10 protein-coding genes are annotated in these 12,237 nt (G+C 74.7%); 5 read left to right on the plus strand and 5 right to left on the minus strand.

Features of this window, described 5'->3' with window-relative positions; translation table 11 throughout:
• Positions 1-57 precede the first annotated feature (57 nt).
• Positions 58-1,440: a lipase family protein gene (locus IRY44_RS17300; RefSeq protein WP_194801389.1), complete on the plus strand. Its 1,383-nt coding sequence runs from the start codon at positions 58-60 to the stop codon at positions 1,438-1,440.
• Here the strand turns inward: IRY44_RS17300 and tsaE are convergent.
• From tsaE to IRY44_RS17320, 4 genes are all read right to left on the minus strand, one after another.
• The gene (gene tsaE, locus IRY44_RS17305) at positions 1,437-1,919 is read right to left on the minus strand and encodes a tRNA (adenosine(37)-N6)-threonylcarbamoyltransferase complex ATPase subunit type 1 TsaE (RefSeq protein WP_194801390.1); all 483 of its coding nucleotides are present in this window, start codon (positions 1,917-1,919) and stop codon (positions 1,437-1,439) included. The genes IRY44_RS17300 and tsaE overlap by 4 nt on opposite strands.
• Positions 1,916-3,001 carry an alpha/beta fold hydrolase gene (locus IRY44_RS17310; protein WP_194801391.1) on the minus strand — a complete coding sequence of 362 codons (1,086 nt, stop codon included), beginning with the start codon at positions 2,999-3,001 and terminating at the stop codon, positions 1,916-1,918. Before IRY44_RS17310 ends, tsaE begins: the two co-directional genes overlap by 4 nt.
• Positions 2,998-4,116 (minus strand): alanine racemase, encoded by a 1,119-nt coding sequence (alr, locus tag IRY44_RS17315; protein WP_194801392.1) that lies wholly within the window; start codon positions 4,114-4,116, stop codon positions 2,998-3,000. The genes IRY44_RS17310 and alr overlap by 4 nt, the downstream gene beginning before the upstream one ends.
• A gap of 84 nt (positions 4,117-4,200) precedes the next feature.
• Positions 4,201-5,670, minus strand: a complete 1,470-nt coding sequence (locus tag IRY44_RS17320) for an NAD(P)H-hydrate dehydratase (protein WP_194801393.1) — start codon at positions 5,668-5,670, stop codon at positions 4,201-4,203.
• A 216-nt stretch (positions 5,671-5,886) separates the two neighbouring features.
• On the opposite strand from IRY44_RS17320, the gene IRY44_RS17325 reads away from it, so the two are divergent.
• Positions 5,887-6,189: a type VII secretion target gene (locus IRY44_RS17325; RefSeq protein ID WP_194801394.1), complete on the plus strand. Its 303-nt coding sequence runs from the start codon at positions 5,887-5,889 to the stop codon at positions 6,187-6,189.
• Positions 6,186-7,805, plus strand: a complete 1,620-nt coding sequence (locus IRY44_RS31300; RefSeq protein ID WP_194801395.1) for an alpha/beta hydrolase — start codon at positions 6,186-6,188, stop codon at positions 7,803-7,805. The genes IRY44_RS17325 and IRY44_RS31300 overlap by 4 nt, the downstream gene beginning before the upstream one ends.
• Before the next feature lie 65 nt (positions 7,806-7,870).
• Here the strand turns inward: IRY44_RS31300 and glmS are convergent, their stop codons facing one another.
• A complete protein-coding gene (gene glmS, locus IRY44_RS17335) occupies positions 7,871-9,784 on the minus strand; it encodes a glutamine--fructose-6-phosphate transaminase (isomerizing) (protein WP_135242042.1) in 1,914 nt (637 codons plus the stop codon).
• 272 nt (positions 9,785-10,056) lie between these two features.
• Between glmS and IRY44_RS17340 the strand changes: the two genes are divergently transcribed.
• Positions 10,057-11,001, plus strand: a complete 945-nt coding sequence (locus tag IRY44_RS17340) for an MmpS family transport accessory protein (protein ID WP_194801396.1) — start codon at positions 10,057-10,059, stop codon at positions 10,999-11,001.
• Positions 11,002-11,032: 31 nt separating this feature from the next.
• A complete protein-coding gene (locus tag IRY44_RS17345) occupies positions 11,033-12,217 on the plus strand; it encodes a pyridoxal phosphate-dependent aminotransferase (RefSeq protein WP_194801397.1) in 1,185 nt (394 codons plus the stop codon).
• The last annotated feature ends 20 nt before the right edge of the window (positions 12,218-12,237 follow it).

Consider the following 12,237-nt stretch of genomic DNA (forward strand, 5'->3'; position numbering starts at 1 on the left):
GCCACACCGCCACTGCTAGCTTGCATCCACCACCATCGATGCTCGCTAGGAGTGCCCGTGAGCAGGAGAAACACCCGTCCCCGCACGCCCGCCGCCGCTATCTCCCCCCGCCGCGCGCTCGGCCTCCGGATGCTGGCCGTCGCCGCGGCGGCAGCCACCTACCTGGCCGGATCAGGCGCAGCCGCAGCCGCAGACGGCACCACGCCGGTGGTCTCCCGCGGCGTGACGATCCCCGCCTTCTACCACCCGCCCGCCGACCTGCCCGCCACCAACGGCACGCTGATCCGTACCGAGCCGCTGCCGCTCGGGCTCAGCATCCCCGGGCTCGACGGCCGCCCGATGCCCGGCACCGCCACCCGCCTGATGTACCGGTCCACCGACTCCAACGGCCGGCCCGTCGGTGTGACCGGCGCCTACATCGAGCCGTCGGCGGCGTGGCGGGGCACCGGGCCACGCCCACTGGTCGCCGTCGCCTCCGGCACCATGGGGCAGGGCGACCAGTGCGCACCCTCGTTCGCCCTGCAACACCCGCTCACCCTCACCGGCGACACCCTGTCCGTCGGCTACGAGGCCCTGGCGATCTACCGCCTGCTCGCCACCGGCGCCGCGGTGGTCGTCACCGACTACGTCGGGCTGGGCGCGACCGACCGGCTGCACACGTACGTCAACCGCCTCGACGAGGGCCGCGCCCTGCTCGACGCGGCCCGCGCCGCCCGCGCGGTGCCGGGAGCATCGGTCACCGACCGGTCCCGCGTCGGCCTGTACGGCTACAGCCAGGGCGGCGGCGCCAGCGCGGCGGCCGCCGAACTCCAGCCCACCTACGCGCCGGACGTGCCGCTCGCCGGCACCTACGTCGGCGCGCCGCCGGCCGACCTGACCGCCGTCATCGGCGGCATCGACGGCAGCGCGCTGGCCGGGGCGCTGGGCTGGTCGCTCAACGGCTTCGCCCAGTCCGACCCGGCGGTGCGGGACGTCATCGAGGCGAACATCAACGACGCCGGCCGGGCGGCGCTCGCCGACACCTCGACCATGTGCGTCGGTGACGCGATCCTCCGGTACGCGTTCACCAAGAGCAGCAGGTGGATCACCGGCGGCCGGTCCCTCACCACTGTCATCGCCGCCTCGCCCGAGGCGGCCGCCGTCCTCGACCGGCAGCGCATCGGCACGCTCAAGCCCGCCGGCCCGGTACGCGTGGCAACAGGCGTCCAGGACGACATCGTGCCGCACCGGCAGGCCCGCCAACTGGCGGTCGACTGGTGCCGCAAGGGCGCCGACGTGACCTACCAGGCCGTCAGCCTGCCCAACCTCGGTGACAAGCTCCTCACCAACCACCTGGCGCCACTCATCACCGATCAGGGCGACGCGGTGGCCTGGCTGACCGACCGGCTCGCCGGGCGCACCGCCTACTCCAACTGCTGGACGATGCCCCTCCAGCCCTAGGACAGTTCGGCGACCCGGGCGGCCCAGTCGCCGCCGACCGGCTCCAGCGTGACCGCCCGGGTGTCGTCGTCGCGGCGGTCGATGCGTACCCGCAGGTGCGCGTCGACCAGCTGCTCGACCATCCCCTCACCCCACTCCACCACGGTGACCGCCTCGTCCACCGAGGCGTCCAGGTCGAGGTCGTCGATCTCCGCGCGCGGGTCGGCGGCCTCACCCAGGCGGTACGCGTCGGCGTGCACGAGCGTCACCCGGCCGCCCCGCGCCGGGTCGGGCCGGTGCACCCGGGCGATGACGAAGGTGGGCGAGGTGATGTCCCCGCGTACGCCGAGGCCGGCGCCGATGCCCTGGGTCAGCGCGGTCTTGCCGGCCCCGAGCGGGCCGCTGAGCAGCAGCAGGTCGCCGGCGCGCAGCACACCGGCAAGCCGCCGCCCGAACTCGTGGGTGTCGTCGACCGTCTTCAGCTCCACGATCACCGTCATAGCGAATCCAGGAACCTCTCCAGCGCCGCGTTCACCTCGTCGGCGTGCTCCAGCATCACCACGTGCCCGCTGTCGTCGATCTTCACGAACTCGGCGTGCGGCAGCCGCCGGACGATCTCCTCGGAGTGCGTCACCGGCGTGATCATGTCCTTGTCCCCCACGATCACCAGCACCGGCGTGCCGGCCAGCGCCGCCAGCGCCGGGAACCGGGAGTGGGTGGCGATCGTGCGCAGGTAGCGGGTGACCGTGTCGGCCGAGGTGCGCGAGTTCATCATCTCGACGTACGACACCAGGGCCGGGCTCGGCTTCGACGTGCCGAAGCCGTACTTGCGGGTGAGCAGCCAGGCTACGTTCGAGGTCGACCGGCGCGCCCGGTCGATCACGGTGCCGCCGTACCGGGTGGCGTTGCTCATCATGTAGAGCACCGGCGAGCCGACGCGGCCGAGCAGCGCGGGCGCCACCAGCTTGGTCTCCGCCGCGAGGCCGCCCGACGTCGCCATCAGCACGGTGCCGACCACCCGGTCACCGAACATCTCCGGGTACAGCTCGGCCAATGCCATGATCGTCATGCCGCCCATCGAGTGCCCGACCAGCACCAGCGGACCCTCCGGGGCCACCTCGTCGAGCACCCGGCGCAGCGTGTGGCCCAGCGCGGTCAGGTCGTACTCGCCGCTCTCCAGCCGGCCGGAACGGCCGTGCCCCGGCTGGTCGTACGCGACCACCCGGTAGTCGCCGCGCTCGGCGAGCCGCTTGCGCTGGAAGTGGAACGTGCCCATGTCCAGGCAGAACCCGTGCACCAGCACCACCGTCGGGTGCCCGGCGACCGGACGGGCCGGCTCGACCACCTCCACGTGGATGTCGGTGCCGTCCGGCATCTCCAGCCGGTACGCCTCGTCGTAACGCTGCTCGCCGAAGACCTCGTCGGCGTACCGATCGGTGGGGTCGTTCTTGAGCCGGCGGACCAGCACCCGCTCGCTGACCACGCCCGCCGCGAGCCCGGCGGCGGCCACACCGACGGCGGCGCCGACCAGCCCGGCGACCTTGCCGGCGGCGGTACGCGGTCGCGGCAACCGGACACTCATGCGCGCTCACCGTCGTAGACGCGGGGCACGCGCACGCCGCCGAAGCGGGTCACGATCTCGTAGTTGATGGTGCCGACCGCCTCGGCCCAGTCGTCGGCGGTGGGCTCGCCGTCCGCACCACTGCCGAACAGCGTCACCACGTCACCGGCGGTCACCTCGTCGTCGCCGCAGTCGACCACGAACTGGTCCATGCAGACGCGCCCGGAGATGGTCCGGCGCTTGCCGGCGAGGTGCACCGGGCCGGTGTTGGAGGCGTGCCGGGGCACCCCGTCGGCGTAGCCGAGCGGCACCACCGCGAGGTTGGCCTCCTGCTCGGTCAGATAGGTGTGCCCGTAGGAGACGCCGGTGCCGGCCGCGACGCGCTTGGTGAGCATCACCCGGGCGCGGGCGGTCATGGCGGGACGCAGACCGAACTGCTCGCCCGCAACCGGCGACAGGCCGTAGACGGCGATGCCGGGCCGGACCAGGTCGAAGTGGGTGTCCGGCCGGGTCAGCGTGGCGGCCGAGTTGGCCAGGTGCCGGTAGCGCGGACGCAGCCCGGCGCGCGTCACCATCTCCAGCCCTTCGTGGAACACAGCGAGCTGGCGGTCGGTGGTGGGGTGGCCGGGCGAGTCCGCGTACACGAAGTGGCTCCACACGCCGACCACCTCGACCAGGCCGTCGGCCTGGGCCTTCGCGGCGGCCTCCAGCAGCGCCGGCCAGTCGGCGACGGTGGCGCCGCCCCGGGCCAGCCCGGTGTCGATCTTGAGGTGCAGCCGGGCCGCGCGGTCCGCCCGGCGGCTCGCCTCGATCATCTCGTCGAGCTGGGTGAGGCTGGCGCAGCCGAGGTCGACGCCGACGGTGATCCCGTCGTGCAGCGGCAGGCCGGGGTCGAGCAGCCAGGCCAGCACCGGCGCGGTGATGCCCGCCTCACGCAGCCGCAACGCCTCGTCCAGCGTGCAGACGCCGAGCTGGTCCGCGCCCGCGTCGAGCGCCGCCCGGGCGGCGGGCACCATGCCGTGGCCGTAGCCGTCGCCCTTGACCACCGCCATCAGCTCGGCGCTGGTGCCGGCCTTGAGCCGGGTCACGTTCTCCCGGATCGCGTCCAGGTCGACGCGCACCTCCGACTGCCACATGTCCTCAGCCTACTTCCGTCAGTGATCATCGGCGCCGTGAGCCGTGCGGGCGGTGCCCGTCGCCACCGGGCACCGCCGCCCGGATCAGCCCAGCCGGGCCAGTACCGGACGCAACGCCGCCGCCACGTCGGGCGCGGTCACCGGACCGCCGCGCGCCGCCTCCCGGCCGGCCAGCCCGTGCAGGTACGCCGCGGCGGCCGCCGCCCGCTCCGGCGCGAGCCCGGCGGCGAGCAGCGAGCCCAGCAGCCCGGCCAGCACGTCGCCGGTGCCACCGGTGGCGAGTACCGGGGTGCCGGTCGGGTTCACGTACGCGCGGCCGTCGGGCGTACCGATGATCGTGTGGTCGCCCTTGAGCAGCACCACCGCGTTCATCCAGGCGGCCAGCCGCAGCGCTGCGGCGACCCGGTCCTCCCCCGGCATCTCGCCGCAGAGCCGGGCGTACTCCCGGTCGTGCGGCGTCACCACGATCGGCGCGTCCCGGCCACGCAGCCGATCGGCCAGCTTGCCGTCGACGAGCAGCGTCAGCGCGTCCGCGTCGAGCACCACCGGCACCGGCGCGGCGAGCACCGCGCGCAGCTCGGCGGCGGAGTCATCGCCGGTGCCCAGGCCGGAGCCGCAGACCCACGCCTGCACCCGGCCGGCGTCGGCGACCCGGCCGGTGGCGATCACCGACGGGTGCTGGTGCAGCACCTCGCCCTTGGCACTCCCGGCGTAGCGGACCAGTCCGGTGGGACCGGCGAGCGCCCCGGCGACCGAGAGCACCGCGGCGCCCGGGTAGGTGGCCGAACCGGTGGCCACCCCGACCACGCCCCTGGTGTACTTCTCCGACGACGCGCCCAGCGCCGGCCACCAGTCGACGACGTCCGCCTGCTCGATCACCTGGAGCGCCGGTGTGCCGCGCAGCCACGGCGTCAGCCCGATGTCGACCAGCTCGACCTCTCCGGCCAGCTCGGCGGCCGGGCCGACGACCAGTGCGGGCTTGAGCGCGCCGAAGGCGACCGTCACGTCGGCGCGAACCGCCCGGGGCCGCCCGGCGTCGGTGAGCGGGACGTGGCCGGTGTCGACAGCGACGCCGCTCGGCACGTCGACCGCGACCACGGTGGCGGGCGTGCCGTCGCGCCCGCGCTGCCCGGTCAGGCTCGCGGCCAGCTGTTCGGCCGTCTCGCGGAGCCCTCCGGTGCCGCCGATGCCCACGATGCCGTCGAGCACCAGGTCGACCACCGCGGGCGGCCGGTCGGCCACGCGCCCACCGGCGGCGCGCAGGGCGGCCAGGCCCTCGGCGTGCGCCCGGCCCGGCGCGAGGAGCAGCGCGGTCACCGCCGCGCCCCGGCGGGCCAGGTGCGCGCCCGCGAAGAGAGCGTCGCCGCCGTTGTCGCCGGACCCGACGAGCAGCAGCACCCGGGCGCCGTAGACACCGCCCCGGTCGGCGAGCAGCAACGCGCAGCGCCGGGCCAGCCCGGCCGCGGCCCGCTGCATGAGCGCACCGGGCGGGAGGGTGGCCAGCAGGCCCGCCTCCGCCGCGCGAACGTCCGCGACCCGCCACACCTGTCTCATGCCACCCCGCCCCGCTCGTCGCGCCGGCTCAGCTTCCGCCCGCGGCTCCCCCGATCACGGCCTCACCCTACCGGCGGTACGCGCCGCGGACCGCCTGGCGGAAACGCCCTGTGGAAAACCCCGGCCGTTGTCCACAGGGGTCGGCGGCCACCGCCGGGTGCCGCCTAGCGTCCCGGTGTCCGGAGCCGGCCGGTGGCGCCGGGCGAGGGAGGTCACGTGGTGGAGAGACCGTTCGACGTCGACCCGGAGCTGCTGCGCAGTGTGGCGCGCGAGCTGGCCGACGACGCGTACCGGCTGGCTTGCGGGCCGGGCGCCGCGCCGGAGTCGTTGCTGGTGGCGGCAACGGAGGGCTGGCGATCCGGTGCGGCGCTGGCCGACCTGGAGGCGGCGGTGCGGCGCTGGTCCGGCGCGCTCGGCGCCCGGGTGGCCGACACCGCTCAGGCGTTGCGGCGCGGCGCGGACGGCTACGAGGCGGTAGACGAACGCGCCGCCCGCCGCCTCACCGGGGTGCTCCGGTGAGCGGCGGGAGTGCTGACGCCGCCACGCCGGTCGGCTACGCGCAGCTCTGGCGCGCCGACCCGGGCACCTGGTCCGCCGCCGGGACGGCATGGCGGGGCCTCACCACGCCGGTACGGCGGCGCGCCGACGCGCTGACCGCCCGGATCGGCACGCTCCGCCCCGGGTGGTCGGGTGCCGCCGCGACGGCGGCGCAACGGCGGATCGGGGACCTGCGCACCGACCTGACCGACGTGCTGCCCGCCCTGCTCGAGGTCGACCAGGTGCTCGCCGAACTCGGTGCCCGGCTGGGCGCGGCGAAGGCGCGGCTCGGCGCCGAGGTGGCCCGCGCCGGGTCGGGTGGCCTGCTCGTCGACCGCACCGGAGCGGTCCGGCCCGATCCGGCGCGCCCGGTGGCACAGGCCGGACCGGCGGTGATCCACGCGCGGGCCGGGATCCGGGGCGCGCTGACGCTCGCCGACGCAGCCGACCGGGAGGCCGCCGACCGGCTCGCGGAGCTGACCACCGCCTCGGTACGCGGCTGGGTCAGCGTGCCGCCCGCGTACCGGCCCGGGCTCGGTGCCGGTCCGGCCGAGGTGAGCCGCTGGTGGGCCGGTCTGAGCGCGGCCGAGCGACGCTGGCTGGTCGGGCGGGAACCGGGCCGGATCGGTCGCCTCGACGGGCTTCCGGCCGCCGCTCGGGACCAGGCGAACCGGCTGCTGCTCGGTGACCGGCGGGAGCTGTTGCTCGTACGGCGGCTCGCGCTGCTGCACCCGCTTCCGGCGGGGCCGTTGGAGGCGTCCCGCCGGGTCCGGCTCGCCGCTGTCGAGGCGGCGCTGCGCGGTCTGGACGGGCTCACCGAGCGGCTGGCCGCGGGTGGGGCGCCCCGGGCGTACCTGCTGGGGCTCGACCCGGCCGGCGACGGCCGCGCGGTGGTGGCGCTCGGCAACCCGGACCGCGCCGCCTCCGTGCTCACCTACGTCCCGGGCATGACCTCGGATCTGGCCGACGCGCCGGCCGAGCTGGGCCGCGCGGCCCGGGTGTTGCAGCGATGCGCGGCGCTCGGGCCGGGCGAGGAGGCGGCGGCGGTGCTCTGGCTGGACTACGACGCGCCGGACTTCCTCACCGAGGCGGCCGGCGCCCGGCAGGCCGAGGACGCCGGCCCGGCGCTGCACCGGTTCCAGGACGGGCTGCGGACCGCGCACGAGGGCCAGCCGGCCCGGCAGACGGTGCTCGGGCACAGCTACGGCTCGCTCGTGGTCGGCGCCGCCGCCCGCGACCACGGGTTGAGCGCCGACGCGCTGGTCTTCGTCGGTTCGCCCGGCGTCGGCGTGGACCATGCCGCCGAGCTGCGGATGCCCGCCGGTCAGGTCTGGTCGTCGACCGCGCCGGACGACGTGATCCGGCTGGCCCGCCCACCGGACGAGCTGGCCCGCCGCGCGCTGTTCGCGGGTACGCCACTCGGTCCGGCGCTCGCCGCGCTCGACGGGCCCGGCGAGCGGCTCTGGTTCGGCGCCGACCCGAGCGCGCCGGGCTTCGGCGGCCGGCGCTTCCGGAGCGCCCCGCACGGCCACACCGGCTACTGGGATCCGGACAACCCGGCGCTGGACGGCATGGCCCGGATCGTGCTGGGCCGATGACCGGGCCGGATGCGACGCGGTCCCCCCACCCGTGGTGCGGGCGGAGGGACCGTGGACGAGATCGGCTACTCGACGGTGACCGACTTGGCCAGGTTCCGGGGCTGGTCGACGTCGTGCCCGCGGGCGGCGGCGATCTCGGCGGCCAGCACCTGCAACGGCACCGTGGTCACCAGCGGCGCCAGCAGCGTCGGCGTACGCGGCACGTAGATCAGGTGGTCGGCGTAGCGGACCACCGCCTGGTCGCCCTCCTCGGCGATCACGATGGTGCGGGCGCCGCGCGCGCGTACCTCCTGGATGTTGGAGACGACCTTGTCGTGCAGCATGCCCCGGCCGACCGGGGAGGGCACGATGCAGATCACCGGGGTGCCCTGGTCGATCAGCGAGATCGGGCCGTGCTTCAGCTCACCGGCGGCGAAGCCCTCGGCGTGCATGTACGCCAGTTCCTTGAGCTTCAGCGCGCCCTCCAGCGCCACCGGGTAGCCCACGTGCCGGCCGATGAACAGCACCGTCGGCTCGGACTTCAACTCGCGGCCCAGCTCGCGGACCGGCTCGATCCGGTCCAGCAGCTCCCGCAGCTTGCCCGGCATCTCCTGGAGCTGGGCCACCACCGCGCCCACCTCGTCGGCGAACTTGATGCCGCGCACCTGGGCCAGATGCAGGCCGATCAGGTAGCAGGCGACGACCTGGGTGAGGAACGCCTTGGTGGAGGCGACAGCGATCTCCGGGCCGCCGTGGGTGTAGAGCACCGCGTCGGACTCGCGCGGGATGGTCGAGCCGTTTGTGTTGCAGATCGCCAGCACGCGGGCCTTCTGCTCCTTGGCGTGGCGCAGCGCCATCAGCGTGTCCATCGTCTCGCCGGACTGCGAGATCACCACGATCAGCGTGGAGCGGTCGAGCACCGGGTCGCGGTAGCGGAACTCACTTGCCAGCTCCACCTCGCAGGGGATGCGGGTCCAGTGCTCGATGGCGTACTTGGCGACCAGGCCGGCGTGGTACGAGGTGCCGCAGGCGACGATGAAGATCTTGTCGACGTCGCGCAGGTCCTGCTCGCTGAGACGGACCTCGTCGAGGGCGATCTCGCCGGTCTCGGTGAGCCGGCCCAGCAGCGTGTCGGCGATGGCCTGCGGCTGCTCCTCGATCTCCTTGAGCATGAACCAGTCGTAGCCGCCCTTCTCGGCGGCCGACGAGTCCCAGTCGATGTGGAAGTCGGTGCCGCTGGCCGGCTGGCCGTGGAAGTCGGTGATGTCGATGCTGTCCGGGGTGATCAGGACGATCTGGTCCTGCCCCAGCTCGACTGCGTCCCGGGTGTGCTCGATGAACGCGGCGACGTCGCTGGCCAGGTAGTTCTCGCCGTCGCCCCGGCCGACCACGAGCGGCGAGTTGCGCCGGGCGCCGACCACCGCGCCGGGGATGCCGGCATCGACGGCGAGCAGCGTGAACGCGCCCTCCAGGCGCCCGCAGACCACGCGCATGGCGGCGGCGAGGAGCTGCGGGCTGTCGGTCTCACCGGCCGAGCGCAGGTCGGCCAGCGCGCGGGCGATCAGGTGCGCGGCGCACTCGGTGTCGGTGTCGCTGGCGAACTCGACACCCTCGTCCTCCAGTTCGGCGCGGAGCTTCGCGAAGTTCTCGATGATGCCGTTGTGGATCACCGCGACGCGGCCGTCCGGGGAGAGGTGCGGGTGGGCGTTGCGGTCGGTCGGGCCGCCGTGCGTGGCCCAACGGGTGTGGCCGATGCCGGTGGTGCCGTCGCCGATGCCGATCGGGCTGGCGGCGCAGTCCTCGGGGTTGTCGGCCGCGCGCTCGGAGAGGACCTTCTCCAGGTTCGCGAGCTTGCCGGCCTTCTTCTCGGTCAGCAGCTCGTCCTCGCAGACCACGGCGACACCGGCCGAGTCGTAGCCGCGGTATTCGAGACGCCGCAGTCCGTCAAGCACGATGCCGAGCGCCGGGCGCGCGCCGGCGTAACCCACGATTCCACACATGGTCCGCAGCCTAACCGAGTTTCGCTCATCGCGCGTGCTCGGAAGGGCGGTTAACGATCACTGAATTTGAGCGAACCGAGCGTCGAGGATGCGATTACCGGACAAAGCACCATCCAGGTCGTTCCGCCCGTCCGGACCGGTTCGGGACGCCGGGCGCGGACCGCCGGCCGGGACCGCACGGCTGGTCGCCACCGCCTACATTGAGGCCGGGCGCCGTCCCCCGGCCCCACCGTTCCGCGGTCGTCCGCGCCGTACCCCTGTGAGCTGAGCCCATGTCCGAGACGACCCCCTCCCCCGAACCGGCCCCCGGACCGGCCGACCCGACCGCCGCGCCGGCCACGCCGCAGCCCTCCTCCTGGACGCCGCCGGACCCGCTGGCCGCCCCGCAGCCGTGGACGCCGCCCGAGCCCTGGTCGCCGCCGCCCGCTCCGAGCCCCTGGGCGGCCACCGGCCCGGGGAGCGCGTCAGCCGGAACCGGTCCGGCCATGCCACCGAGCGGGACGGGACACCCGGTGGGCGAACCGGGGTGGGCGGCTCCGGCCGACCCGGCCGCCGCGCCGCGCCCGCCCGTCCCACCGACCTCCGGCGACCCGCACATCCCGGGTGCGCCCGGGTGGCCGTCCCAGCCCGGCGTGCCCGACTTCCCGGCACAGCCGGCCTGGACACCTGGCACCTACCCGCCCGGCCCCTACCCGCCGCCGTACGCGTATCCGGGCATGCCGCCGCGCCGCGGTGGCGGCGGTGGCTGGGTGGCCGGCCTGGTGATCGGCCTCGTCACCGTGCTGGCGATCATCGTCTGCGGCTGCGTCGGGCTGTCCTTCCTCGGCCGGGGCCTGGACGACGGGACGGCCTCCGGCGACCGGTACGACGAGCCGTTCTACGGCGAGCCCGACGGGTGGGCCGACGAGCCGACCGCGCCGCCGGCCCGGCCGGCCACCACCCCGTCCGGCGGGCCCGGCAAGTTCACCGTGCTGTACGAGGTGACAGCCACCGACGGCGAGGCCGAGGTGCAGTTCTACGACGCGGACGCCAACTTCCACCAGCCCGGCGCCGTGGACACCCCCTGGCGGCTGAGCTTCACGGCGAACGACCGCGAGCGGGTGCAGATCATCGCCAGCCCGGTCGGGTCCGGCGACGTGACCTGCCGGATCACCGTCAACGGCAAGGTCGTCTCCAAGGACTCGGGCGAGTACGGCGCGACCTGCTTCGGCTGGTGAGCACTCGGCGGCGGGCCGTAGGCTCGCAGCCGTGACGACGACCGATCCCCTGGTGGCCCGGATGCGGCCGTTCGGCACCACCGTCTTCGCCGAGATGTCCGCGCTCGCAGTGCGTACCGGCGCGGTCAACCTCGGGCAGGGCTTCCCGGACACCGACGGCCCGCCGGAGATGCTCGCCGCCGCGGCCGAGGCGCTGCGTACCGGCCACAACCAGTACCCGCCCGGTCCGGGCATCCCCGCGCTGCGCGCCGCCGTCGCCGAGCACCAGCGCCGGTTCTGGGGCCTGGAGTACGACCCGGACGGCGAGATCGTGGTGACCGCCGGGGCGACCGAGGCGATCGCGGCGAGCATCCTCGCGCTGTGCGAGCCGGGTGACGAGGTGATCTGCTTCGAGCCGTACTACGACTCGTACGCCGCCTCGATCGCGCTGGCCGGGGCGGTCCGCCGCCCGGTGACGCTACGGCCCGGGCCCGACGGCAGGTACGCGTTCGACCCGGACGAGTTGCGCGCCGCGTTCGGGTCGCGTACCCGGCTGGTGCTGCTGAACTCGCCGCACAACCCGACCGGCAAGGTCTTCACCGCCGACGAACTGACGACGGTGGCCGAGCTGTGCCGGGAACACGACGTGTACGCGGTCACCGACGAGGTCTACGAGCACCTGGTGTTCACCGACGCCGCCGCGCCGCACGTACCACCGGCCACGCTGCCGGGGATGTGGGAGCGGACGCTGCGCATCTCGTCGGCCGGCAAGACGTTCTCCTGCACCGGCTGGAAGGTCGGCTGGGTGAGCGGCCCCGCGCCGCTGGTGGCCGCCGTACTGCGGGTGAAGCAGTTCCTGACGTTCGTCAACGCCGGACCGCTGCAACCGGCGGTGGCGGTGGCGCTCGGGCTGCCGGACGCGTACTTCACCGGGTTCCGGGACGACATGCAACGTCGCCGGGACCAGCTCGCCGCCGGGCTGGCCGACGCCGGGTTCGGTGTGCTCCCGCCGGAGGGCACCTACTTCGTGACCGCCGACGTCACGCCGCTGGGCGGCCGGGACGGGGTGGAGTTCTGCCGGGCGCTGCCGGAGCGCTGCGGCGTGGTGGCGGTGCCGACGCAGGTGTTCTACGACGACGTGGAGGCCGGTCGCCGGCTGATCCGGTTCGCGTTCTGCAAGCGGCCGGAGGTGCTGGCCGAGGCGGTGACCCGGCTGCGTGGTCTGCGCGGAGACTGAACCGCCCGCTGGAGGGAGTT

This window comes from Micromonospora sp. ANENR4, assembly GCF_015354395.1.
GTDB lineage: Bacteria > Actinomycetota > Actinomycetes > Mycobacteriales > Micromonosporaceae > Micromonospora > Micromonospora aurantiaca.